The sequence below is a fragment of the Tritonibacter aquimaris genome, from assembly GCF_009617595.1.
In the GTDB taxonomy this organism is placed as follows: domain Bacteria; phylum Pseudomonadota; class Alphaproteobacteria; order Rhodobacterales; family Rhodobacteraceae; genus Epibacterium; species Epibacterium aquimaris.
On the sequence record NZ_WIXK01000002.1, the window covers coordinates 265,654 to 288,220 of the forward strand.

The following is a 22,567-nucleotide window of genomic DNA, read 5'->3' on the forward strand; positions in this document are numbered from 1 at the left end:
GTTTAGTCCGCGTCCAGTGGTTGGGTGCCGCTTGGTGCGCCATTGGAATCCAGAGTAATGGCCGCAACCTTTTCTTCTGCGCGCTTCAGTTCATCCTCGCAGCGTTTTTTCAGGGCTGCACCGCGTTCATATAGTGCGATGGACGCATCCAGCGCGACATCTCCGCGCTCAAGCTGGTCAACCACGGTTTCCAGCTCACGCATCGCCTGCTCAAAGCTCATTTCTTCGACGGGGGTCTGGGTCATGATCCTGCCTTTATCAATTCGTCCACATGCGCCGAGGTTGCGGCGGTTAGCGCGTTCAGATCATATCCGCCTTCCAAAGTCGAGACGATACGGCCGTCGCAAATCTCATCGGCGATGGTGCAAAGTTTCTGGGTCAGCCAGGCATAGTCTGGGGTGGTCCAATTCAGCTGCGCAAGCGGGTCATCCCGATGCGCATCAAAACCTGCAGATATGATGATCAGTTCTGGCGCGAACTCCCGTAGGCGCGGAAATGCCTTGTCTTGGTAGGCGGCGCGCATCGCTGCACCGTCCGTTTCCGGTTTCAGTGGGATATTGACGATCTGCCCATAGGCACCATCTTCATCGGCGCGGCCTGTTTCGGGCCACAATGGCAGCTGCTGAGATGAGATAAACAGCGCGCGCTTTTCTGCCCAAAGGATATCTTGGGTGCCGTTCCCGTGGTGCACATCAAAATCAACCACGGCGACCCGCGACAGCCCGTGATGATCCAACGCGTATTTCGCCGCGAGCGCTGCATTGCCAAAGAGGCAGAACCCCATTGAGGTGTCGGTTTCTGCGTGGTGTCCGGGTGGACGAATGGCAGCAAAAGCGTTCTGAACCTCACCGGCCAATACCATATCCACCGCGCGCAACATTGCTCCTGCACCACGATAGGCTGCCTCAATTGAGCCGGGCGACAAGAATGTATCCGCATCGAGTTGAATGAGTCCGGCATCTGGCTGCGCATCACGCAAATCATCCAGGTAGGATTTAGGGTGAATGCGCAGTAGGTCGTCTTCAGCTGCAAGCGGAGCTGTGACCCGCTTCAGCTCTTTGCCTTCCAATCCATGCAACACATGTTCAAGCCGGGCGACGCGTTCAGGATGCCCTTCAGGCGTTATGTGACCCAAACAGGCGGCATGGGTGATCAAGGCGGTGGTCAAGGTGGCGTCCTCCCAAAACAAGTGCCGCAACCGTAAAAGCGCAGCCACATGAGGGGCAAGCCAAATGGCCGTAAGGTCTTAGCGAAATGAGCAATTAATCCGGAGCGAGCATATAACCAGCCCCGCGCACGGTTTGCAGATATTGCGGCTGTTTTGGATTGGGCTCAATCTTGCGACGCAGGCGGGTGATTTGAACATCAACTGCACGTTCTTGGGCCTGTCCGCGATCACGCCCCAACTCTTCCACCAGCTTGCTGCGGCTGACAGGTTCATTGGGCTGCGCCGAAAAGATCTTCATCAACTGGCTTTCAGTGCTGGTCAGTCGCACCAGATCCTGGCCTTGCCACATCTCGCCCCGGTCAATGTCATAACGAATGTCGCCCAGATGCAGCACCTTTGGCGCGGTGTCTTCGGGTTTTGCTTCGGGCATGCGGCGCAAAATAGCGTTGATGCGCAGCAGCAGCTCTTTGGGTTCAAACGGTTTGGCCAGATAGTCATCCGCCCCAGCTTCTAGCCCGGCAATGCGGTTTTCCGTTTCGCCCTGTGCGGTCAAAAGAAGAATGGGTGTTGTGTGGGTTTCGCGCAGTGCTTTGGTCAGCGAGACACCATCTTCGCCGGGCATCATCACATCCAGCACAATCAGGTCAAAATCCAAACCTGAAAGGACGCGGCGCGCGTGCTGTGCATCGCGGGCAGCGGTGACAAGAAAGCCCGAACGCATCAAGAATTTTTTGAGCAGATCCCGGATCCGCTCATCATCATCCACAATTAACAGGTGGGCATCGCAATTCATGTACTGGTTTCCCGAAGTTTGGTGTAAGCGCGGCGCATATCTGCATCCATCATGGCTTCTAACACCTTTCTAAACCCTTGTACCGCTTCAGGTCCTGCTTCTTTGTAAGCTGCGCGCATTCGCGCACGCTGCGCATTGGACAGTTCCGCCTCAAGCGTTTTGCCAGCTTCTGTCAGGTAAAGGTGGCGTTCACGTTTATCTTCGGTGCCCACACGGCTTTCGACCAGACCGTCTGCGATCAATGTGCGAAGTACACGGTTGAGGGACTGTTTTGTCACCCCCAAGAGCGACAGCAGATTGTTGACCGTTGTGCCTGGTGCGCGGTTGATAAAGTGTATCGCACGGTGGTGGGCGCGGCCATAGGCGAGCTTTGACAAGATGCGGTCCGGATCAGCAGTAAAGCCACGATAGGCAAAGAACATCGCTTCAATGCCTTGCCGCAGCTGTTCATCAGTCAGGAACAACAGGCCTTCACTGCCCATAAATTGCCCGCTCCGCCCCTCTGACATGGTGTGCCTCGTGTGTATTGTTTCACGCAGCTTATGTCAGCTATGTTGACATTCCAAGGGTGAAGATGTATCGAATCTCAGATTTCGCGCAATTATATGTCACTATGTGATGTGTTGAGCGCAATAATGTGTAAGGCATAAGCCCTCGGGAGGGTCTGGGATGGCAGCATATGATGACCGCGACGGTCAGATTTGGTTGGATGGTGAATTGATCAACTGGCGGGATGCAAAAGTGCATGTCCTGACCCACGCGATGCATTATGCCTCTTCCGTATTTGAAGGTGAGCGCGCCTATAACGGTAAGATCTTCAAAAGCCGTGAGCATTCGGTGCGTTTGATTGCATCCGCCGAAGCGCTGGATATGCCAATTCCTTACAGCATCGATGAGATCGAAGCGGCCAAGGAAGAAACGCTCAAAGCTTCTGGCCTGCAGGATGCCTATGTACGTGTTCTGGTATGGCGTGGCTCTGGCGAGGACATGGGTGTGGCCTCTGCCAAAAACCCTGTGCGCATGGCTGTCGCGATCTGGGGTTGGGGCGCCTATTACGGTGACGCCAAAATGCAGGGTGCCAAGCTCGACATCGCGGAATACAAACGCCCAAGCCCGGAAACCATTCCGGTACACGCCAAAGCGGCGGGGCTATACATGATCTGCACCATCTCCAAGCACAAGGCAGAAGCCAAAGGCTGCTCAGATGCGTTGTTCATGGACTACCGCGGTTATGTTGCTGAGGCGACTGGGGCGAATATTTTCTTTGTCAAAGATGGCGAAGTGCATACCCCGCTGGCAGATTGCTTCTTGAATGGCATCACCCGCCAGACCGTGATTGGCATGCTTAAAGATCGAGGTATTACCGTGCATGAACGTCACATCATGCCCGAAGAGATGGAAGGCTTTGAACAGTGCTGGCTGACCGGAACCGCGGCAGAAGTCACACCTGTTGGTGAAATCGGCCCTTACAAGTTTGAGGTCGGTACGCTGACACGCGACATTGCCGAAGCCTATGAAGCGCTTGTGCGCGCATAAACGCTAAGGCTTTTATGATTTGAAAGCGCCGGTCGGGTCCGGCGCTTTTTTGTCATCCGCCCTTCATGTCAATCATCGGGCGGGACTTGCCGCGTTTGAGGCCCAGTTTGTGCTCGCGCCACAGCACCAGACCGTTGCTTGCGATGACAATTGCAGCCCCGATCAGCATGACCGCGGTGGGCAGTTCGTGGAACCACACATAGCCCAGCACAATCGAAAACAGCATCGACACATAGTCATAAGGCGCAAGCAATGACGCAGGCGCAAAGCGGTAGGATGACGTGATGAAGATCTGCGCAACTCCGCCAATCAGCCCCGCACCAACAAGCAGCAACAGATCCTGTGTGCTTGGGATCACCCAGCCAAACAGCGGCCAGGTCATCAGCCCAAGCACAGAGGCGGTGATTGAGAAATAAAACACAATCGCAGCCGTGTGTTCCGTCTGAACCAGTTTGCGAATGTGGATCTGCACCAAACCACGCAGCATTGTTGCCATCAAAACAGACATTGCACCCAATGCGGCCGCCCCGGTGAGCCCATCAACACCACCCAGACGTGGCCACAGCATGATCGTTACCCCGAGTAGGCCAATTGCCACGGCTGAAATGCGGATAAATCGAATGGTCTCTCCCAGAAACATCGCTGCAAAAATCAGGGTGAATATTGGTGTGGCAAAACCAATAGCGGTGACTTCTGGTAGGGGCAGCAAACTAAGGCCCAGAAAGGTGAGCGCCATAGACGCCGTGCCAAACAGGCCGCGCCAGACATGGCCCAGTGGTCGCTTTGCCACCAATCCCTTGCGCAGCTCGCCGCGAATGCTCAACCACAAGACGATCACCGGAATGGCGCAGAAAGAGCGGAAAAACACCGCTTCGCCAATGGGGACGCTTTCTGTGGCTTCCTTGATCATGGCGGACATGATCGTAAAGCACGCGATTGCGATAACTTTCAGAGCAATACCCAGAGCAGGTCGGTGCGATGTGAGGGATGAAGACATCTGCCAAACCTGCACTGCCTTTGCATTCATCGCAATGGGGCAGGTGTAAATTACACCTTTGCTTGGTGCCAGTCTCGTTGTTCGGCAAGTGCTTGTATCAAAATGCGAATTGCCGAATTGACAAAAAGCGTAGCCATAAGGCCCGCTACAATCAGATCGGGCCAGCCGGTGCTGGTGCCCCAAACGCCAAGCGCTGCAAACATGACCGCCACATTGCCAATGGCATCATTACGCGAGCATAGCCAAACCGAGCGCACATTGGCATCGCCATCCTTATAGCGCACCAGTAAGAAGACAGAGGTGAGATTGGCCGCAAGCGCGAGAAATCCGATACTTCCCATGACTTCAGCCTGTGGAAGGCCCAAAACAAACACGTGGTAGATGGTGCTGCCAAAGACCCAAAGCCCCATGCCAAGCAGGCTCATGGCTTTCAGTAAGGCCGCTCGCGACCTCACAATCAGGCTCGACCCGATCACAGCAAGCGAAAGCCCATAGGTCAGCGCGTCGCCCAGGAAATCCAACGCATCCGCCTTGAGCGCCTGGCTTCCCGCCATTTGTCCCGCAGTCAGTTCAACGCCGAACATCACCGCATTGATGGCGATCACCAACCATAATCTGCGTTTATAGTCCGCGGAGAGCCCATCAAACTTTGCCCCATGTCCGCAACATCCAGCCATCTGTCTTGTCCTTGAAACACAACAATGGATAATGTGTAATTGCTCTAGTCACTGGAGGTTCAAGGGGTTTTATGGCTTTTTCGATTGGCGCGATGTCCAAGGCAACAGGGGTAAAGGTGCCAACGATCCGCTACTATGAGGAAATTGGTATTTTACCAGAGGCGCAGCGCAATGCAGGCAATCAGCGGCGCTATGATCAGGCCGCCTTGGATACGCTTGGTTTTATCAAACACGCGCGCGAGCTGGGATTCAGCCTAGAAAGCATCAAGGAGCTGATCGGCCTGGATGGTTGGTTGGATGAGGATTGCGCGCTCGCCAATGAAATCGCCAAACGCCAGCTGATCGAGGTGCGCGGCCGTATTTCGCGGCTCGAAAAAATCGCCAAGGAGCTTGAGCGTATCAGCACCCTTTGTGATGGCGCGCATGGTGGCCAATGCCGGGTGCTGACCGCGCTCGGTGATCACAGTCAGTGCGATGGTGATCATAAATAAAAAGCGCCGCAACGGGCGCTTTCTAGATTGGATTATTGGCCGATTGTGCCCTGGTTCTCACCGATCTGGCCGCGATGCAGCAGCAGGTGGTCCAGAATCACGCATGCCATCATGGCTTCGGCCACGGGCACCGCGCGGATACCTACACAAGGATCGTGGCGTCCTTTGGTGATGACCTCAACGCTTGAACCATCTTTGCGAATCGACTGGCGCGGGGTCAGAATCGACGAGGTTGGTTTCACCGCAAAACGCACAACCACATCCTGACCAGTGGAGATCCCGCCCAGAATGCCGCCTGCATGGTTTGATGAATATACGGGCTGGCCGTCATTGCCGAGGAAGATTTCATCGGCGTTTTCAGAACCTTTGAGACGCGCGGCATTCATGCCTTCGCCGATCTCCACTGCCTTGACCGCATTGATCGACATCATCGCCGCAGCAAGATCGGTGTCGAGTTTGCTGTAGATCGGCGCACCAATGCCTGCGGGGACGCCTTTGGCAACAATCTCAATCACGGCACCAACCGAATCGTGATCTTTGCGCAGTGCTTGCAGGTAGTCTTCCCAATCTTGCACCGCATCCGCATCAGGGATCCAAAAATCATTGGTATCAATCGCATCCCAGTCAAAACGGCTGCGGTCGATTTCCATTTCGCCCATCTGGGTCATGTAGCCTTTGATTTCCAGACCGGGCACAAGCGCTTTGATCGCTTCGCGCGCAACACCGCCAGCAGCAACCCGCGCCGCGGTCTCGCGCGCCGAAGAGCGTCCGCCACCGCGATAGTCACGGTTTCCGTATTTCTGGAAGTAGGTGATATCCGCATGGCCCGGACGGAAGGTCTGGGCAATTTCACCATAGTCACGGCTGCGCTGATCTGTGTTTTCGATCATCAGCTGAATAGGTGTACCGGTGGACTTGCCTTCAAACACGCCCGACAGGATTTTCACCGCATCAGGCTCTTTGCGCTGAGTGGTGTTTTTGTTCTGACCCGGACGGCGTTTATCGAGCCAGACCTGCAGCATCTCGGCCTCAATCGGCACATTGGGCGGGCAGCCATCAACGGTTGCGCCCAAAGCGGGGCCGTGGCTTTCACCCCAGGTGGTGACGCGGAAGAGGTGTCCAAAGCTGTTCATCGACATGGGGTGCGGTCTCCTTTGTGGGACGTGCTTACCCTTGCGCGCAGCTTGTCTCAAGAGGGAAGGGCGCGCCCAGACCTGCGCGCGCCCCTATAAACGGTTATTCAGCTGCAATTGCAGGGTTTGCTGCGATCTTGGCGCGTGTCTCCTGGATCATCAGTGCGGCCCGCGCGGCTTCTTTGCCTTTCAGCACGAAGTGTTCGGCGTAGATCGCATTGTGATGATCTGTTTCCTGGAAGTGATGCGGGGTGAGCGACACCGAAAGTACCGGAACGCCGGTATCTTGGCTTGCGCGCATCAACCCATCCACAACGGCTTGAGCGACAAAATCATGCCGGTAGATGCCGCCATCCACCACAAGCGCAGCGCAGGCGATGGCCGCATATTGCCCGGTTTTTGCCAGATCCTGCGCAATCAACGGCATTTCAAAAGCGCCCGGAACGTCAAATACATCCACCTGCTCAGCAGGGATGAGTTCCAAAAAGCCCTTGAGAGCCTGATCAACAATATCGGAATGCCAGTTTGCTTTTACAAAAGCGTAGCGGGTGTGTGTCATCGAAATCTCCTTTGGTTTGACACGTCACCCAAGGCGATAACGAACGACGTTAGGCACACTGATACAGTGGCCCAATCGCACGGTCTCTTTCATCCGGACTATAACCGTCGGCTCTGGAGTTGCACCAGATCTGCTGACGCCCGGCAATGCCGGGCCGCTCGCGGGCTTATGGGGGCGTGCCCCATTTACCGCCGGTGGGGAATTTCACCCCGCCCTGAGAACGCCGCGACACTGCCAATTTGAATGTTGGAATGCAAGAGAGAAGCACCAATATAGATCTGGTTCACTGAAACGGGATCGCTTGTAACAGTTGCTGTTTCTTTTTGGCGGAGCCCCTAAGTTAATCCTATCGAATCAGGAGATTTCCAATGCGTCTGTTTTTTGCGTCTGCCTCCCCATTTGTACGTAAAGTCATGATTGTGCTCGAAGAGACGGGACAAATGGACGATGTGAAGCTGGAGAAGGTTCAAACGACCCCTTTGTCTCCTGATCTGGGGCTGTCGTCGGCAAATCCGATGGCCAAGATACCCGCTCTTGAGCGCCCAAATGGGGCCACGCTTTACGATAGCCGGGTGATCTGTGAGTTTTTAAATGCCCGGGCGGACGCAACGTTATATGCGCGTGGTTGGGAAAGCAAAATTCTTGAAGCAACAGGTGACGGAATCGCGGATGCAGCTGTGCTTATGTCCTACGAAAAGCGCCTGCGCCCAGAGGGGTTGGTCTGGGATGACTGGCTGAAATCTCAGCTGGCCAAAATCCATGGCGCCTGTTCTGCATTGAACACGCGTTGGATGAGCCACCTGCAAGGGCCTTTGGACATTGGACAAATTGCCGTGGCTTGCGCCTTGGACTATGTTGATTTTCGCCATCCGGATGCAAATTGGCGACAAGGTAACGATGATCTGGCAAATTGGCTGGCGGAGTTCGCGCAACGCGAGAGCATGATTTCCTCTAGCCCGAGTTAAATACTCAAAAAAAGCGTTTTAGGGCTTGAACAAACATCAAAGACTCATCAAATAAGCCGTGTATTCGGTACCAGCCGACTTCGAATGTTACACCATGCAGCCCTGCGATGGTTTGACCGCTAGACGAATGCAACTCTCCAATATAAACACCCGTATAAGGCGCCGCCTTAACCGGTGGCGTTTGCATGTTTGCTCGTAATTAAGAGCGATGAAATTGGAGAAGCCTCGTGTCCCACGCAGAAGATACCGAAGGAACCCGGAGAGATTTCCTCTATTACGTCACTGGAACCGCCGGGGTTGTAACCGCTGGCGCCGCTATTTGGCCGCTGGTAAATCAGATGAACCCTTCGGCTGATGTTCAAGCCTTGTCTTCCATCCTTGTTGATGTGGGGGATGTTGAGGTTGGCACCCAGATTTCAGTGATGTTTCTAGGTAAACCGGTTTTTATTCGCCGTCGTACCCAAGAAGAAATTGATGAAGCACGCGCCGTTGATTTGGCTGAGCTTGTTGATGGCGTTGCCCGTAACGCCAACAAAGGTGATGTTGACGCGTCAGATGTAAACCGCAGCATGGATGAGGCGGGCGAGTGGCTGGTGATGATGGGCGTATGTACCCACCTCGGCTGCGTACCTCTCGGCAATGCGGGGGATTACCACGGCTGGTTCTGCCCATGCCACGGCTCCCACTACGACACATCTGGCCGGATCCGGAAAGGCCCTGCGCCTGAGAACCTGCCGGTGCCAGTCGCCGAATTCACCAATGAAACCACTCTCAAGCTCGGTTAAAGGAGGTCGCTAGATGTCTGGTATCCCGCATGACCATTACGAGCCAAAATCCGGTGGCGAAAAGTGGCTCCACAGCCGCCTGCCCATCGTTGGGCTGATTTACGACACGATTATGATTCCCACTCCAAAAAACCTGAATTGGTGGTGGATTTGGGGCATTGTGCTGGCCTTCTGCTTGGCGTTGCAAATTGTAACCGGCATTGTGCTGGTGATGCATTATACGCCGAATGAGCATCTCGCCTTTGCAAGCGTTGAACACATTATGCGCAATGTGAATGGCGGCTATATGATCCGCTATCTGCACGCAAATGGCGCATCGCTTTTCTTTGTTGCTGTTTACATCCACATTTTCCGCGGCCTGTTCTATGGCTCATACAAAGCCCCGCGCGAAATCACCTGGATCGTGGGCATGCTGATCTATCTTTTGATGATGGGCACCGCCTTTATGGGTTACGTTCTGCCGTGGGGACAGATGTCCTTCTGGGGCGCGACTGTTATCACCGGCCTGTTTGGTGCGATCCCGCTCGTGGGTGAGCCAATCCAAACCCTGCTTTTGGGTGGTCCAGCGGTAGATAACGCGACGCTGAACCGTTTCTTCTCCCTGCACTATCTGCTGCCATTTGTGATTGCAGCACTGGTCGTGGTGCATATCTGGGCGTTCCACACCACCGGCAACAACAACCCAACAGGTGTTGAAGTTCGTCGTGGGTCCAAAGAAGAGGCCGAAAAAGATACACTGCCGTTCTGGCCGTATTTTGTAATCAAGGATTTCCTGGGTCTGGCCGTTGTGCTGCTGATCTTCTGGGCGATCGTTGGCTTTATGCCAAACTATCTGGGTCACCCGGATAACTACATCGAAGCCAATCCGCTGGTGACACCCGCGCATATTGTGCCTGAATGGTACTTCCTGCCCTTCTATGCGATCCTGCGTGCCTTCACCAGTGAGGTCTGGGTGGTGCAGATTGCGTCCTTCGTGACGGGCGGCATTGTGGATGCCAAGTTCTTTGGTGTGTTGGCCATGTTTGGTGCGATCATTGCGATGGCGCTGGCACCTTGGCTGGACACTTCACTGGTGCGCTCAGGCAAATACCGTCCGCAGTTCAAATGGTGGTTCCTGCTTCTGGTTGTCGATTTCTTTGCCCTGATGTGGCTTGGTGCGATGCCTGCGGAAGAGCCCTATGCAAGCTTCTCGCTGATCGGCTCTGCTTACTGGTTTGGTTACTTCTTCGTGATCCTGCCGCTTCTGGGGGTCATCGAGAAACCGGATACACCGCCTGAAACCATCGAAGAGGATTTCAACAGCCACTACGGGCCGAAATCCGAAGCTACTCCTGCTGAATAAGAGGAAGGACAGCTACACATGTTCAAGAAACTTGCAACCGGTGCTGCCTTTGCCCTTGCGCTCATACCTGCTGCGTCCTTCGCAGCAGGTGGCGGAGACCAGCATATCGAGGATTATTCCTTCTCCTTTGAAGGGCCTTTTGGATCCTACGATCAAAATCAGCTTCAGCGTGGTCTGCAGATCTTCACTGAGGTTTGCTCGGCCTGTCATGGTCTGAAACAGGTTCCGATCCGCACATTGTCTGCTGAGACGGGCCCAGGGATCCCAGCGGATCAGGTGCGCGCCTATGCAGCGGAGAATTTCTCCGTATTCGACCCTGAGTTGGATGAGGACCGCCCAGCGAAGCCAACGGATCATTTCCCCGTAAATGATGCGGCAGGTGCGCCGGACCTCAGCTTGATGGCCAAAGCGCGTGCGGGCTTTCATGGTCCTGCGGGCCTTGGTCTGAATCAGCTGTTCAAAGGCATGGGGGGAGCGGAATATATTGCTTCCTTGATGACCGGCTATACAGGTGAGACCAAGGAAGAAGCAGGCACTCTGTTTTATGAAAACACGGCCTTCCCAGGCGGTTGGATCTCTATGGCTCCGCCGCTGTCGGATGAGCTGGTAGAGTTTACCGATGGTCATTCAAACGATCTGCATCACTTGTCTGAGGATGTCTCAGCCTTCTTGATGTGGGCGGCTGAGCCTAAAATGATGGAGCGTAAAAAGGCTGGTTTTGTTGGGGTTCTTATCCTGACGCTGCTTTCGGTTCTGCTTTATCTGACCAACAAGCGCCTTTGGGCACCTCACAAGGGCAAAAAGCTCTCATAAGCTAAGTTACAGAAAACCCCGCGTCGATGATGCGGGGTTTTTTTCAGGCAGCGACCAGTTGTGAGCCGTTGATATCAACAATGGTTGCGTCAATCAGGATGCCTTCGGTCTGAGCAGTGGCAAAGGTTACTTCGGTGAACTGCTCCGTGCGTCCCATGTGCTGATTTTCCATCAGTACGCGATGGCTGCGCCCGATCTGCGCAGCAAGATGGCGCTGCACCTGTTTCTCTCCCACTGCACGTAGACGGGCGGCACGCTCCTTGATCACAGCACCGTTGACTTGGTGTGGGATCTTCGCAGCAGGGGTGCCTTCCCGTTTTGAATAGGGAAACACATGCAACCAGGTCAGGTCGCATTGCTCCACCAGTTTTACAGAGTTCTCAAAATGCGCGTCCGTTTCCGTTGGAAAACCCGCGATGATATCAGCGCCAAAGGTCATTTCCGGGCGCAGCTTTCTTGCCTCTTCGCAGAAACGAATAGCATCATCGCGCAGGTGGCGGCGCGCCATGCGTTTTAGAATCAGGTCGTCACCATGCTGGAGCGACAGATGCAGATGTGGCATCAGGCGTTGCTCCGTTGCGATGGCCAGCATCAGATTCTCATCCACCTCAATCGAATCAATGGAGGAAATGCGCAGACGCGGCAGATCCGGCACCAGCTTGAGGATTCGCATCACCAGATCCCCCAGTTTCGGCTGTCCGGGCTGATCTGCGCCCCATGAGGTGAGGTCCACACCGGTCAACACCACCTCATTGTATCCCTTGTCCACCAGCCGCTTGATTTGATCCACCACAACACCTGCCGGCACCGAGCGGGAATTACCGCGGCCATAGGGGATGATGCAGAAGGTGCAGCGGTGATCGCATCCGTTTTGTACCTGAACATAGGCGCGCGAACGGCTGCCAAACCCATCGATCAGATGGCCTGCGGTTTCAGTCACTGACATGATGTCATCGACCTGAACCTTTTCGGTCTCTCCGATGAAATCTGGGCCTTTGCCCATCCGTTGCCAGGTGCCTGCCTGCATCTTCTCGGTGTTGCCGATGACTGTATCGACCTCACCCATCTGAGCAAAAGTTTCTGGTTCGGTCTGGGCGGCGCAGCCGGTAACAACGATGCGCGCATCTGGGTTTTCACGGCGCAGCCTGCGGATTTCCTGACGGGATTTGCGCACAGCTTCAGCAGTGACCGCACAGGTGTTGACCACCACAAGGTTATCGAGCCCAGCCTGCTGCGACAGCTCTTTCATCGCTTCGGTTTCATAGGCATTCAGACGGCAACCCAACGTGGTGAATTTGGGCGCGCTCATTCTGCAAGGCTTTCAAGGAATTGACGGGTGAATTCACCGTTGCAAACATGCATGGTCTCACCGGTCATCCAGACCCCGTCCTCGCGCCAGTCGATCCACAGCGTGCCCCCGTCCAGATCGATCTGCACCTTGCGTCCCGTCAGGCCGCGTCGTGCGGCTGCAACCGCAGTTGCGCAAGAAGATGACCCAGACGACAATGTAACGCCGACGCCGCGCTCCCAGACCCGCATACGGAGGTGATCGGGGCCAACAAGATGGGCGATCTGCACATTGGTGCGCTCGGGATAAAGCGGATGGTGTTCATAGCGTGGGCCAAATTCTTCCAGCGGGATGCGTTCAGCATCTTCGACGAAAAACGTACAATGCGGATTTCCCATGCCAGTGGCGCTCGGCCCGCCTTCGATTGGCAGTTCCAGGGTGTCGGCATCCTCGGCCAGGGGGATGTCAGACCATTGCAGCTGCGGATGTCCCATATTGACCGATGTCAGCCCATCTCCGGCATCAATTGCATAGAGGTCGCCGCGCTCGGTTGTGAGGTGCAGCTTTTCTGTGCTGAGATCATTCATCAGATAGCGCGCGACACAGCGGGTCGCATTGCCACACGCACCCGATGTTGACCCATCCGAGTTGTAAAAGACCAAATGCGCATCACCCGGACCGTTTGAGATTACTGTCAGCTGATCAAAACCAATGCCAAACCGACGATGTCCGATTCCCCGCGCCATGGCGGGGGTGATTTCAATGTCCGCCTTGCGCGCGTCTACAACAACGAAATCGTTGCCGAGCCCGTGCATCTTCATAAAGGGGAGGTGCTGATGTGTAACTGTGTCCATAAGCGGCATATAGCGGCGCTGTTTGAATGAATCCAGTCTTTGACAAGAAAGTTGAAAAAAGGGGTTGACCACTTCGGTGGTTATCCGTAGATACGCCGCCTATCGGGACAGCGCGACTGACCAAGTCAACCGGTTCCGAAGCGAATTAAGTGCTTGTACCTTCTAGGAAAAACACTTATGAAGCGCCACAGCAGCGAAGAGCTGCTGAAGAGAAGAGTGGGCCGTTAGCTCAGTTGGTAGAGCAACTGACTTTTAATCAGTGGGTCGCAGGTTCGAATCCTGCACGGCTCACCACTCCTCCTACGCCAGTTGGGATGTATATCCTGATATGGGCGTGTATCCATCGGGGCCGCTGAACGCGACATTTAAACCTGAAAACGAGTTAAATGTGCGCCTAGGTTGGTAGGATACGTATTTTCATCCGGTCGCCAAATTATAGTTCCTTCAATCCCTCGTCAGACGTGTTTTGAATGTGCTGCTTATGTACGATTTTCGCGAATCTACGAATGCGCAGAATCAATATGACCTGACCATGCTGACGAAATTTCTAGTCATATGTCTGCGAATCAAACCGGATATTTTTACCAGCGCGCAGGATCGACACCCAACTGTTGATTCTTATCGGGTGAGCAGAGCAACTTTGCCCCTAGATCAGGATATTTTTTGCGCACAGTTTTGGAGGCACAGCACTTCGTGCTCTTGGATGGTGCATATATCTGGCTCTGCACTAAAGGTGTTCCGCGCAGAGCCAAAGCATGAATTTTAACCTGAATAGCTGCGCACAAGCGAGCTGGCGATCAGGCTCCAGCCATCCGCGACCACAAAGAACGCAAGCTTGAAGGGCAGGGCCACCATGGCCGGTGGAACCATCATCATACCCATCGACATCAGCACAGCGGATACCACCATATCGATGATCAAAAAGGGTAGGAAAACCAGAAAGCCGATTTGGAAGGCACGCGCGATTTCTGACAACAAAAAGCTTGGAATGAGCACCGAAATCGGGGCGTCCGAGTTTGGATCAATGCCCGCGGTTTCCGGCCGCAAATCTGCGATTGCGTAGAAGGTATCCGGATCCAGCCTTGCTGCCATAAACACTTTAAACGGCTCTAATGAGCGCAAAAGTGCTGGACCAACTTCAATTTGCTCTTCCAGCAGCGGATTGATTCCCGTTGTCCAAGCTTCTTGAAAGACAGGCTCCATAACAAAATAGGTCAAAAACAACGCCAGGCTGATGATCAGCATATTGGGCGGCGCTTGTTGGAGGCCAATTCCTTGGCGAAGGATCGACAGCACGGTCACCATAAATGGGAAACTGGTGATCATCATCAAAATGCCCGGCACCATGCCAAGCACTGTGATCAGCAAGATGAGCTGGATGGAACGGGCAGAAACTGACTGCCCATCCGCCAGCGAAAGGCTCAATTCTTGAGCCGCAGCATGGCCGGGCAGGGCGGCCAAAACCACCCCTGCCATGGCCAGCCGCCATAGAGAAATTCGTGTCATCCCAGCCCGCTTTGAAGATCTGCGATTTCTGTTAGGCGCACGGCCAGTTGCCCAGCCTGATCACCTTCCATCTCTTCCAGTTGACCACGCGCAACCAAGCGATCCCCTACATAGAGATCAACGGGATCTTCGACCCGCTTATCCAGTGTTAGAATCGCGTTTTCCCCAAGATTCACCAGATCCTTGATCAAAGGTCGCGCCTTACCAACAGAGACGACCACTTCAACAGGAACAGAAACAAATGGGTTCCCAGCGTCGGTGGATTTGAGGTTCAGATCGGTTGCGTCATCCATAAAGGCTGTCCTCTTTGAATTGATAGGTGAAGGCATCAATGGAATCTTTGACTGATTCCAAAAGCGCCCCGCTGTTTAGCTCGCGTTCAGCAGCGCCCACTTGCAGATAGGCCTGCCCAGGTTCGAGATGTTCTTCTTCTTTGACCGAAACCGGGACAGAGAAATTCTCCGCGAGCAGTGCGCGCACTGCAGCCCCTTCACCCGCGGCCACAACGATGTTCATGCCCTGGTCGGTTTGATCTTTGGCCATATCATTAAGATGCTCCACCAGATGATGGCCAAAAGACGCAGCCATCGCATCGGGTAGCACCGCACTGGTGAGCACCTTGAACATGGGATCGAGCGATTCGATCAGCTGGTTTTGCGCTTCGTGATAGGTGAAGCTCAGGTCCTGCAAGGATGTGGCCAAAGTGGCGGAAATATTGGTGGCCTCCTGGTCTTTGGCAGAAACCGCATCTTCCCAACCGGCGCTATAGCCGGTTTCAAACGATTCGAGCCGCGTCTCTTCCAATGCAGTTTCTGAGATGGCGGGGCCAGCGAGTTGTGCGCTGGTGTTCATGCCAAAATCCTCAAGGAGGTGTGCAATAGTCATCAGGCTCTCTCCTCTTTTTCTTCAAGCCAGCCGCGCAGGATCTGAACGGTTTCTTCTTGGCGGTCGCCAATCATGGAACGCAGGCGATCTACGGGGTCACCACCGCCGCCTCCAAGTGCAGGAAGGCCACCGCCCATCCCACCGAGCTCTCCCATCGGTTCAAATTGACCGGTTTCGGAGTTCTCAATCTCGCCGTCTAGAGCGATTCCCGCGCCAAGATTTGGATTGGCCATAAAGCCATCACCACCGCCAAGCGCAGGTAGATCAGGCAGCCCACCCGCATCCGCGCCCATACCATCCGGGCCGGCCAAGGCACCAACCGATGCACCGTTGGATGACAGGATCGGGCGGACCACAAACAAACCTAGCACAAGCGCCACAATGGCCAGTGCAGCGATTTGGATCAGGGCCATGGCATCAATGTATATGTTGTCAAACATAGAGGCGCTGACAGTTGTACCCTGAGGTTCAATCATCGGCATTTCCATCGACTTGAGCGTGATGACATCACCGCGTTCTGCGTCAAAACCTACGGCTGCTGCAATCAACTCACGCAGTGCTTCCAGCTCTTCTGCAGGACGTGCCTGGAAGACGGTTTCACCCGCATCACTTGTGACCGATGTGCCATTGACCAAAACTGCGACGGTCAGGCGTTTGATTGCACCGGGCCCGCGCAGAATTTCGGTTTCGGTCTCGGAAATCTCATAGTTGATTCTTTCCCGAGTCGCGCTGGTATTGGCTTTGCTGCCCTCACCGGATGACGCGTCACCATCTGGAATATTTGAGGCAACCGTCACCTCTCCAGATTGATTGGTAGACGAATCGGCGCGCTCTTCCACATCTGTGCTCACAGCGACCCGGCTTTCGGGATCAATCCGTTTTTGGCGGATCGATTCTGTGTCGGTGATGGTTTCAACGCTGGCTTCCACCACCGCATTACCTTGACCCACACGAGCCTCAACCAGTCGCATCACACGATCTTTGATAGATTGGGAGCGATCATCATTGCCAGCCCCTGCCGCAGCGGCTGCCTCAGGTGTGCCGATAAGCGACCCGTTTGCATCAATCACGGCAACGTTTTCAGCCGCAAGGCCGGTTACAGCGGATGACACCAGGAAGCGAATCGCATTGGCCTGCGTTGGGGTTACACCGCCCCCCATAGGGGTAATGGACACCGATGCAGTTGGCTCAATCGTCCGCTGAAAGGGATTTGAGCCAGTGTTTGCTATGTGGACACGGGCCTGCGAAACATGGGGACTTGCCACAATTGTGCGGGCGAGCTCCCCTTCTTTAGCGCGCCAATAGGCGGCATCAAACATTTGCGAGGTGGTGCCAAATCCGCTGAGATTATCCAGCAGTTCATAGCCTTTCCCACCATTCGCCGGCAGCCCTTCGCTGGCCAGCGTCATGCGCAACTCATCACGTTGATTCGACGGAACATAAATTGACCCGCCGCGTACTTCATATTGGGTGCCGCGCTGATCCAGCGCACGTACCACATCTCCAGCGGACCCACTTTCGAGTCCCGCATAAAGCAGTTGCATTGTTGGACGACTCGCCATTTGCGACATCGCAAAGACCGCAACAAACATGAAAACCGTGGCACCCACGGCTATCAGTCGCTGTTTCGTCTCCAATCCTGCCCAGACATTCTTGATCTGCTGCACAATAACCTCCGTCATACCGGCTTTCTGTCCGGCGTATCTCCTTTTCTCCGATCTGCCTTAACATTCGGTTAGTCCATCGCAGGTTATGAAGAGATCACACGACGTTTTAGGGATAGCCATGACAGACGCTGTAGTTGATACAGAAGACGAAGTACCGGCCAAGAAAAGCAAACTGCCTCTGATTATCGGAGCAGTTCTTGGGCTGGCAGGGGCAGGCGGCGGATTCTTCGCCGCACAGTCAGGCCTTCTTCCCTTTGGTCAGTCAGACGCGCATGCAGAAGAAGATGCGCACATGGCCGAAGTGGCGCCAGAAGGCGTGGACACAGGTGAGTCGGCGGAAGAAATCGCCAATCTTGCCTTTATCGATATGGAACCGATTGTGATCTCTCTCCGAAAGGCGAGTGGTCTTAACCATCTGAGGTTCCGTGCTCAACTTGAAGTCAGCTTGGAGCACCAGGTTGAGGTTGAGAAAGTCCTTCCGAGGGTTGTCGATGTCCTCAACAGCTATCTCAGGGCTTTGGAGGTTGAGGATCTTACCGATCCTCTGGCGCTGCCAAAGCTGCGTTCGCAGATGCTGCGGCGAATCAATATCGCAACTGGCCAGGGCCGGGTGCGCGATTTGCTGATTATGGATTTCGTATTGAACTAGGAGGACAGGATGGACCTTATTGCAGATATCCTGCTGGCCGCTGGCGCATTAGGAGCAGGCTTTTATTGCTTTGTGCTTTCGCGTCGGTTGAAGCGTTTTAATGACCTGGAAAAAGGTGTTGGTGGCGCGGTTGCGGTGCTTTCATCGCAGGTTGATGATCTCAACAAATCTCTGCGGGATGCGCAGGCGGTTTCAAATAGCTCGAGCCAAGCGCTTGAACAGCTGACCGGCCGTGCAGAAACAGTTGCGCAGCGCCTGGAGCTGATGATGGCTTCTATGCATGATTTGCCCGATAGCGAGGTCGATGTGCCTGTCGCTGAGGAAAGTGATGCGCTTGCGGAAGCTTATGCAGCCGAAACCCAAGTGGAAGAGGTGCCAGCCGAAGAGCCCGAGGAAGCAAAACCCGCAGGGCTTATGTTTGTTCGCCACAATCGAAATCAGGTGGCGTGATGACCAAGGCAGCAAAAACCAAATCGCGCGCAAAGAGCAGCGCGCTCTTTGCCCTGGCTGTATTGCTGATCGGCTCTGCCGTGTTGCGAATCGGCCTGGAAGCTGGGCCTGCGATTGCCCGTGAAGTCGCAGGCATGGAGAAAAGCACCGAGGACGATATGAGCCATGGTGCAATGGCAAAGCAGGCCATGCCCTCATCCGCTGAAATGCAGGAAATGCTCGCGGCGTTTAAACAGCGTGAGAAGATGCTTTCAAAGCGCGAAGCAGAGATCCAAGACCGTATGAAAGCGCTCGAAATTGCGGATAAGGCAATTGAGCAAAAACTTGCGGCATTGGAGCAGGCAGAAGAAAAGCTGCGCGAGACCGTGGCTTTGGCAGATGGCGCAACAGAGGCTGATGTGGACCGCCTGACGACGGTCTACGAGCAGATGAAACCCAAAGATTCAGCCGCGCTGTTTGAAGAAATGGACCCGACATTTGCAGCTGGTTTCTTGGCGCGGATGCGTCCCGAGGCCGCAGCTGGGATCATGGCAGGGCTGAGCCCCGAGGCCGCGTATACAATCAGTGTTGTACTGGCGGGACGCAACGGATCGGTCCCCAAAGAATAACTTCGGTGCCTTTGCTCAGCCTTTGTTAAGGCGACTCGGGCTACCCTCATTAAAGACACGAATTTTTGGAGTGAACCTATGATCGGCATTGTAGGTATAGCCACCATTTTTGTGATGGTGTTCGGGGGCTACCTCGCTGCGGGCGGCAAGATGGGCATCATCATCAAGGCGCTACCGTTTGAAATGATGATGATTGGCGGCGCTGCCGTCGGCGCTTTCCTGATCGGCAACGATATGGGAGGGGTCAAACATACGATGAAAGACATCGGGAAGGTCTTTAAGGGGCCGAAATGGAAGCCCGATGATTACCGTGATCTTCTGTGCTTGCTGTTTGCGCTTATCCGGATCCAAAAGGCCAACCCGGTTGAGGTGGAACAACATATTGAGGATCCGGAAAACTCTTCGATCTTCAATAAGTACCCTAAAATCTTAGCAGACAAAGAAGCGGTAAATCTAATCTCTGACACCATGCGATCGGCATCGATGAACTATGATGATCCGCACCAGGTGGAAGAGGTGTTAGAAAAGCGCATCGAAGCAAACCTGCACCACGCCATGCATTCTAGCCATGCGTTGCAGACGATGGCAGATGGTCTACCCGCCTTGGGAATTGTTGCGGCGGTTCTGGGTGTGATTAAAACCATGGCCTCGATTGACCAGCCACCAGAAGTTCTGGGTAAGATGATCGGTGGCGCTCTTGTGGGTACATTCCTTGGGGTTTTCTTGGCATACGGTCTCGTTGGTCCTTTTGCGGGCAAGGTGAAATCCGTTGTGGAAGAAGATGGGCATTTCTATCAGCTTATCCGCGAAGTCTTGATCGCGAACCTGCACAATCACGCGGCTGCCATCTGTATCGAAGTTGGCCGTCAGAATACCCCCTCTCATTTCCGCCCAGGGTTCTCTGAGCTGGAAGAAGCATTGAAATCGGTGAAACAGGACGCAGCATGAATTGGCGCGCTCTTACAATCGTTCTGTCTGCGGGGCTGGCTTCGGCCGCCTCTGCAGAAACGATTGTTGCTCGTTCCGGAGAGCATGACGGGTTTTCACGACTTGTTATGCGCCTGCCTGAAGGAGCGGATTGGTCGCTGACCCAGAACGGGACAGGCGCAAATCTGAAAATTGATGTACCTGATGTGATTTTTGACACATCTCAGGTGTTTGGCCTTATTCCGCGAACCCGGTTGAAAAAACTGTCGCAGACAGCTGCAGGCCAGCCGCTTAAATTGGAACTCGGCTGTGAGTGTCAGTTGGCGTCACATGTGATGTCCAATGGTTACCTCGTGGTCGATATTCGCGGTGAGCCATCAGAAGCAGGTGTATATCAGCCGGATACAACTGTGTTGCCCCTGTTGCCTGCGGCACCGCCGAACAATGGCTATCGTTTTGCGCTCGGTGACGAAGATGTTGCGGCATCCCGATTTGCGACGGATCTTGCTTCCGCTTTGGCCACGGAAAAAACCATTGTCCGGCCATCCAAAACGCAAGAAAAACCGGATGCGATGGACACTATGCCCGAGGCAGGGGAAGTGCTGACCGAAGCGATGTCTGAGCCTGCGGATGAACCCGCACCAACAGGTATGTCGCTACAGCTTGAAAGTGACCTCATTGCTGATTCTGATTTGCTCGACATGCAAGAGGCTGCACGCGCAGCCGCGGTGAATGAATCTGAGCGTCGCCTGTTGCAGCAAATCGGCCGGGCTAGCAACCAGGGTCTGCTTGAGTTGATGGTATCTGAGGTTGAAAGTGACCTGCGCCAGAATATGCTGGATCCATTGGGGCGAAGTGACCGACCGATGAACCCGCTTGATCATCTGTCCATCACCACGGCGATTGACCGTGAGACGGGTCTTGTTGCGCAGCACGAAGAAGACAGCGCCCATAATTTGCTCTGCTTTGCTAATACAGAAGTGGCGGTTCACAAATGGGGCTCAGACGACCCATTTGCCTCCCAGATCTCCCGCTTGCGCAATGGCCTGGTGATGGAGTTTGATAAGTTTGACGAAGGCAAACTGCTCAAACTTGCCAAGACATATCTTTATTTCGGATTCGGCGCTGAAGCTCGCGCTATGCTGTCGTTGTTGCCCGAGGATACTGACAAAACAGACAATATCGATGTTCTGTTTGCCATGGCGGATATCCTTGATGGTCATGAGCTGCCCATAAATAATGTATTTTCCGGCCAGCAAAAATGTGAGGGGCACGCAGCGCTGTGGTCTGCGCTTGCCGATCGTGAGATCAAGAAAAACGCAAATACAGATGCGATTCAGCAGGCTTATGCGATGATGCCTGTGCACTTGCGGGTTCACCTTGGGCCTCAGATCTCGACGTTTTTCTCACATCTCGGCGAGAAACACATGGCAGAGGCAGCCTTGCGCTCGATCGAGCGGACGGGGGTGGAAGATGTTCCCGATATCAACCTCGCGGAAGCGGCTTTGGCAGAGCTTGAAGGTGATACCGTAGCAGTTGCCCAAGAGTTGGAAGAAGAGGTTGCTGAGGGCTCGGAAAACACGCCTCAGGCATTGATTGATCTGATCGATCTGCATTTCCAAGAACGCCGTGCGCTATCACCAGACGTGCCGGAAATTGTCGCCTCCTATGAGGTGGAAAATCGTGATGCTGAATTTGGGCCTGATCTCAGGGCTGCCGAAATCAAAGCGCTTGCGCTGGAAGGGCGTTTCCAAGAAGCCTTTAGGGAATTGGAGCGTTTGAAAAAACATGATGGGGATACAGCTCATGCAATGTCCATTGTCCCAGTCATGACCCTGCTGACCGAACGAGCAAGCGACGTTGATTTTCTCCATTATGCTCTGACGTTTGCAAACTCAGCATCCCAAAAGGAAACCGCTGCAGTCGCCGATTCGATTGCACGGCGCCTGTTGGATCTTGGCTTTGCATCGCATGCGCAGAAAATTTTGGTAGGGCAAGATGTTACCAGCAAGACTGAGCAGCGCCAGATGATGCTTGCGGAGGCGGCTGTAGCTTTGGGCGAACCTGCGGAGGCGATTGCTGAGCTTGAGAACCTTGAAGGATCAAAGGCGAATCGTTTGCGGGCCCAGGCCTATTTGCTCAGCAAAGATTATAACCAAGCCAGCGAGTATTTCATGGCTGAGCAGGAAACCCAGGAAGCCACACGGGGATACTGGTTGTCAGAAAACTACCAGGCAATCAGCGGTGTCGAAGAGGGCTATGGCGCAGTTGCATCCGTCACAACCGAGATCGATGAAATTGCGCAGGATCCGGTTGGAATGCCACCATTAGCAGAGGCGCGGGCGCTTGTTGAAACCAGCGTCGGGACACGGAACCGGATTGAGGAACTCTTGCGACAAGTGTCTGAAATTCCGGAAAGCTAATCTTTTTCATTGCCCGAATAAGGAGCCGCCGCAACTACGGCGGCTTTCCTT

Annotated in this window: 25 protein-coding genes, 1 tRNA gene and 1 riboswitch; of the genes, 12 read left to right on the top strand and 14 right to left on the bottom strand. The window is 54.3% G+C overall.

Annotation, left to right across the window (positions count from 1 at the left end):
- Positions 1 to 2: 2 nt before the first annotated feature.
- The 4 genes from GG681_RS04825 to GG681_RS04840 all read right to left on the bottom strand — a co-directional run bounded on the left by GG681_RS04825 (position 3) and on the right by GG681_RS04840 (position 2,470).
- On the bottom strand, positions 3 to 245 hold the full coding sequence (locus GG681_RS04825) for an exodeoxyribonuclease VII small subunit (protein ID WP_153545664.1): 243 nt from the start codon (positions 243 to 245) through the stop codon (positions 3 to 5).
- The gene (locus GG681_RS04830; RefSeq protein WP_153545666.1) at positions 242 to 1,168 is read right to left on the bottom strand and encodes a histone deacetylase family protein; all 927 of its coding nucleotides are present in this window, start codon (positions 1,166 to 1,168) and stop codon (positions 242 to 244) included. Before GG681_RS04830 ends, GG681_RS04825 begins: the two co-directional genes overlap by 4 nt.
- Before the next feature lie 94 nt (positions 1,169 to 1,262).
- Positions 1,263 to 1,961, bottom strand: a complete 699-nt coding sequence (locus GG681_RS04835; protein WP_153545668.1) for a response regulator — start codon at positions 1,959 to 1,961, stop codon at positions 1,263 to 1,265.
- Entirely contained in the window at positions 1,958 to 2,470 is a 513-nt protein-coding gene (locus GG681_RS04840) for a MarR family winged helix-turn-helix transcriptional regulator (RefSeq protein WP_153545670.1), read from the bottom strand. Before GG681_RS04840 ends, GG681_RS04835 begins: the two co-directional genes overlap by 4 nt.
- A 160-nt stretch (positions 2,471 to 2,630) precedes the next feature.
- Between GG681_RS04840 and GG681_RS04845 the strand changes: the two genes are divergently transcribed.
- On the top strand, positions 2,631 to 3,497 hold the full coding sequence (locus GG681_RS04845; RefSeq protein ID WP_153545672.1) for a branched-chain amino acid aminotransferase: 867 nt from the start codon (positions 2,631 to 2,633) through the stop codon (positions 3,495 to 3,497).
- 52 nt (positions 3,498 to 3,549) lie between these two features.
- Here the strand turns inward: GG681_RS04845 and GG681_RS04850 are convergent, their stop codons facing one another.
- Positions 3,550 to 4,494 (bottom strand): DMT family transporter, encoded by a 945-nt coding sequence (locus GG681_RS04850; RefSeq protein WP_153545674.1) that lies wholly within the window; start codon positions 4,492 to 4,494, stop codon positions 3,550 to 3,552.
- 50 nt (positions 4,495 to 4,544) lie between these two features.
- Positions 4,545 to 5,171, bottom strand: a complete 627-nt coding sequence (locus GG681_RS04855; RefSeq protein WP_153545676.1) for a cation transporter — start codon at positions 5,169 to 5,171, stop codon at positions 4,545 to 4,547.
- Between the two features lie 71 nt (positions 5,172 to 5,242).
- On the opposite strand from GG681_RS04855, the gene GG681_RS04860 reads away from it, so the two are divergent.
- Complete coding sequence (locus tag GG681_RS04860) at positions 5,243 to 5,662, top strand: MerR family transcriptional regulator (RefSeq protein WP_153545678.1); 420 nt, start codon at positions 5,243 to 5,245, stop codon at positions 5,660 to 5,662.
- A 32-nt stretch (positions 5,663 to 5,694) separates the two neighbouring features.
- On the opposite strand, the gene aroC is transcribed toward GG681_RS04860, so the two are convergent.
- Together aroC and GG681_RS04870 are read right to left on the bottom strand one after the other, a co-directional pair.
- Positions 5,695 to 6,801, bottom strand: coding sequence for a chorismate synthase (aroC, locus tag GG681_RS04865; protein WP_153545680.1), 1,107 nt, complete (start codon positions 6,799 to 6,801; stop codon positions 5,695 to 5,697).
- Between the two features lie 97 nt (positions 6,802 to 6,898).
- On the bottom strand, positions 6,899 to 7,354 hold the full coding sequence (locus GG681_RS04870) for a 6,7-dimethyl-8-ribityllumazine synthase (protein WP_153545682.1): 456 nt from the start codon (positions 7,352 to 7,354) through the stop codon (positions 6,899 to 6,901).
- Positions 7,355 to 7,431: 77 nt separating this feature from the next.
- Positions 7,432 to 7,580, bottom strand: a riboswitch (FMN riboswitch).
- A 142-nt stretch (positions 7,581 to 7,722) separates the two neighbouring features.
- Here GG681_RS04870 and GG681_RS04875 point away from each other — a divergent pair.
- The 4 genes from GG681_RS04875 to GG681_RS04890 all read left to right on the top strand — a co-directional run bounded on the left by GG681_RS04875 (position 7,723) and on the right by GG681_RS04890 (position 11,259).
- Positions 7,723 to 8,319: a glutathione S-transferase gene (locus tag GG681_RS04875; RefSeq protein ID WP_153545684.1), complete on the top strand. Its 597-nt coding sequence runs from the start codon at positions 7,723 to 7,725 to the stop codon at positions 8,317 to 8,319.
- A 227-nt stretch (positions 8,320 to 8,546) separates the two neighbouring features.
- The gene (petA, locus tag GG681_RS04880; RefSeq protein WP_328593267.1) at positions 8,547 to 9,104 is read left to right on the top strand and encodes a ubiquinol-cytochrome c reductase iron-sulfur subunit; all 558 of its coding nucleotides are present in this window, start codon (positions 8,547 to 8,549) and stop codon (positions 9,102 to 9,104) included.
- Between the two features lie 13 nt (positions 9,105 to 9,117).
- Positions 9,118 to 10,446 (top strand): cytochrome b, encoded by a 1,329-nt coding sequence (petB, locus tag GG681_RS04885; RefSeq protein WP_153545686.1) that lies wholly within the window; start codon positions 9,118 to 9,120, stop codon positions 10,444 to 10,446.
- A gap of 18 nt (positions 10,447 to 10,464) precedes the next feature.
- Positions 10,465 to 11,259 (top strand): cytochrome c1, encoded by a 795-nt coding sequence (locus GG681_RS04890; protein ID WP_153545688.1) that lies wholly within the window; start codon positions 10,465 to 10,467, stop codon positions 11,257 to 11,259.
- Between the two features lie 43 nt (positions 11,260 to 11,302).
- Here the strand turns inward: GG681_RS04890 and mtaB are convergent, their stop codons facing one another.
- Together mtaB and dapF are read right to left on the bottom strand one after the other, a co-directional pair.
- Positions 11,303 to 12,568 (bottom strand): tRNA (N(6)-L-threonylcarbamoyladenosine(37)-C(2))-methylthiotransferase MtaB, encoded by a 1,266-nt coding sequence (mtaB, locus tag GG681_RS04895; protein WP_153545690.1) that lies wholly within the window; start codon positions 12,566 to 12,568, stop codon positions 11,303 to 11,305.
- Positions 12,565 to 13,410, bottom strand: a complete 846-nt coding sequence (dapF, locus tag GG681_RS04900; protein WP_153545692.1) for a diaminopimelate epimerase — start codon at positions 13,408 to 13,410, stop codon at positions 12,565 to 12,567. The genes mtaB and dapF overlap by 4 nt, the downstream gene beginning before the upstream one ends.
- A gap of 209 nt (positions 13,411 to 13,619) precedes the next feature.
- Between dapF and GG681_RS04905 the strand changes: the two genes are divergently transcribed.
- Positions 13,620 to 13,695, top strand: a tRNA-Lys gene (locus GG681_RS04905).
- Between the two features lie 468 nt (positions 13,696 to 14,163).
- Here GG681_RS04905 and fliP read toward each other — a convergent pair.
- The 4 genes from fliP to fliF are packed head-to-tail and all read right to left on the bottom strand — an operon-like array spanning position 14,164 to position 17,474.
- A complete protein-coding gene (gene fliP / locus GG681_RS04910; RefSeq protein ID WP_153545694.1) occupies positions 14,164 to 14,907 on the bottom strand; it encodes a flagellar type III secretion system pore protein FliP in 744 nt (247 codons plus the stop codon).
- Positions 14,904 to 15,200, bottom strand: a complete 297-nt coding sequence (locus GG681_RS04915) for a FliM/FliN family flagellar motor switch protein (protein ID WP_153545696.1) — start codon at positions 15,198 to 15,200, stop codon at positions 14,904 to 14,906. The genes fliP and GG681_RS04915 overlap by 4 nt, the downstream gene beginning before the upstream one ends.
- On the bottom strand, positions 15,193 to 15,792 hold the full coding sequence (locus tag GG681_RS04920; RefSeq protein WP_153545698.1) for an ABC transporter ATP-binding protein: 600 nt from the start codon (positions 15,790 to 15,792) through the stop codon (positions 15,193 to 15,195). Before GG681_RS04920 ends, GG681_RS04915 begins: the two co-directional genes overlap by 8 nt.
- Entirely contained in the window at positions 15,792 to 17,474 is a 1,683-nt protein-coding gene (gene fliF / locus GG681_RS04925) for a flagellar basal-body MS-ring/collar protein FliF (RefSeq protein ID WP_153545700.1), read from the bottom strand. Before fliF ends, GG681_RS04920 begins: the two co-directional genes overlap by 1 nt.
- Before the next feature lie 103 nt (positions 17,475 to 17,577).
- Here fliF and GG681_RS04930 point away from each other — a divergent pair, with 103 nt between their 5' ends.
- The 5 genes from GG681_RS04930 to GG681_RS04950 all read left to right on the top strand — a co-directional run bounded on the left by GG681_RS04930 (position 17,578) and on the right by GG681_RS04950 (position 22,516).
- Positions 17,578 to 18,108 (top strand): flagellar basal body-associated FliL family protein, encoded by a 531-nt coding sequence (locus tag GG681_RS04930; RefSeq protein WP_153545702.1) that lies wholly within the window; start codon positions 17,578 to 17,580, stop codon positions 18,106 to 18,108.
- Between the two features lie 9 nt (positions 18,109 to 18,117).
- Positions 18,118 to 18,558, top strand: a complete 441-nt coding sequence (locus GG681_RS04935; RefSeq protein ID WP_153545704.1) for a hypothetical protein — start codon at positions 18,118 to 18,120, stop codon at positions 18,556 to 18,558.
- The gene (locus GG681_RS04940; protein ID WP_153545706.1) at positions 18,558 to 19,166 is read left to right on the top strand and encodes a MotE family protein; all 609 of its coding nucleotides are present in this window, start codon (positions 18,558 to 18,560) and stop codon (positions 19,164 to 19,166) included. The genes GG681_RS04935 and GG681_RS04940 overlap by 1 nt, the downstream gene beginning before the upstream one ends.
- A 78-nt stretch (positions 19,167 to 19,244) precedes the next feature.
- The gene (motA, locus tag GG681_RS04945) at positions 19,245 to 20,114 is read left to right on the top strand and encodes a flagellar motor stator protein MotA (protein ID WP_153545708.1); all 870 of its coding nucleotides are present in this window, start codon (positions 19,245 to 19,247) and stop codon (positions 20,112 to 20,114) included.
- Positions 20,111 to 22,516: a hypothetical protein gene (locus GG681_RS04950; RefSeq protein ID WP_153545710.1), complete on the top strand. Its 2,406-nt coding sequence runs from the start codon at positions 20,111 to 20,113 to the stop codon at positions 22,514 to 22,516. The genes motA and GG681_RS04950 overlap by 4 nt, the downstream gene beginning before the upstream one ends.
- The last annotated feature ends 51 nt before the right edge of the window (positions 22,517 to 22,567 follow it).

Coding starts and splice junctions, on each gene's coding strand:
- GG681_RS04825 (WP_153545664.1), bottom strand. CDS start 245: ATGACCCAGACCCCCGTCGAAGAAATGAGCTTTGAGCAGGCGATGCGT.
- GG681_RS04835 (WP_153545668.1), bottom strand. CDS start 1,961: ATGAATTGCGATGCCCACCTGTTAATTGTGGATGATGATGAGCGGATC.
- GG681_RS04840 (WP_153545670.1), bottom strand. CDS start 2,470: ATGTCAGAGGGGCGGAGCGGGCAATTTATGGGCAGTGAAGGCCTGTTG.
- GG681_RS04845 (WP_153545672.1), top strand. CDS start 2,631: ATGGCAGCATATGATGACCGCGACGGTCAGATTTGGTTGGATGGTGAA.
- GG681_RS04850 (WP_153545674.1), bottom strand. CDS start 4,494: ATGTCTTCATCCCTCACATCGCACCGACCTGCTCTGGGTATTGCTCTG.
- GG681_RS04855 (WP_153545676.1), bottom strand. CDS start 5,171: ATGGCTGGATGTTGCGGACATGGGGCAAAGTTTGATGGGCTCTCCGCG.
- GG681_RS04860 (WP_153545678.1), top strand. CDS start 5,243: ATGGCTTTTTCGATTGGCGCGATGTCCAAGGCAACAGGGGTAAAGGTG.
- aroC (WP_153545680.1), bottom strand. CDS start 6,801: ATGTCGATGAACAGCTTTGGACACCTCTTCCGCGTCACCACCTGGGGT.
- GG681_RS04870 (WP_153545682.1), bottom strand. CDS start 7,354: ATGACACACACCCGCTACGCTTTTGTAAAAGCAAACTGGCATTCCGAT.
- GG681_RS04875 (WP_153545684.1), top strand. CDS start 7,723: ATGCGTCTGTTTTTTGCGTCTGCCTCCCCATTTGTACGTAAAGTCATG.
- petB (WP_153545686.1), top strand. CDS start 9,118: ATGTCTGGTATCCCGCATGACCATTACGAGCCAAAATCCGGTGGCGAA.
- GG681_RS04890 (WP_153545688.1), top strand. CDS start 10,465: ATGTTCAAGAAACTTGCAACCGGTGCTGCCTTTGCCCTTGCGCTCATA.
- mtaB (WP_153545690.1), bottom strand. CDS start 12,568: ATGAGCGCGCCCAAATTCACCACGTTGGGTTGCCGTCTGAATGCCTAT.
- dapF (WP_153545692.1), bottom strand. CDS start 13,410: ATGCCGCTTATGGACACAGTTACACATCAGCACCTCCCCTTTATGAAG.
- fliP (WP_153545694.1), bottom strand. CDS start 14,907: ATGACACGAATTTCTCTATGGCGGCTGGCCATGGCAGGGGTGGTTTTG.
- GG681_RS04915 (WP_153545696.1), bottom strand. CDS start 15,200: ATGGATGACGCAACCGATCTGAACCTCAAATCCACCGACGCTGGGAAC.
- GG681_RS04920 (WP_153545698.1), bottom strand. CDS start 15,792: ATGACTATTGCACACCTCCTTGAGGATTTTGGCATGAACACCAGCGCA.
- fliF (WP_153545700.1), bottom strand. CDS start 17,474: ATGACGGAGGTTATTGTGCAGCAGATCAAGAATGTCTGGGCAGGATTG.
- GG681_RS04930 (WP_153545702.1), top strand. CDS start 17,578: ATGACAGACGCTGTAGTTGATACAGAAGACGAAGTACCGGCCAAGAAA.
- GG681_RS04935 (WP_153545704.1), top strand. CDS start 18,118: ATGGACCTTATTGCAGATATCCTGCTGGCCGCTGGCGCATTAGGAGCA.
- GG681_RS04940 (WP_153545706.1), top strand. CDS start 18,558: ATGACCAAGGCAGCAAAAACCAAATCGCGCGCAAAGAGCAGCGCGCTC.
- motA (WP_153545708.1), top strand. CDS start 19,245: ATGATCGGCATTGTAGGTATAGCCACCATTTTTGTGATGGTGTTCGGG.
- GG681_RS04950 (WP_153545710.1), top strand. CDS start 20,111: ATGAATTGGCGCGCTCTTACAATCGTTCTGTCTGCGGGGCTGGCTTCG.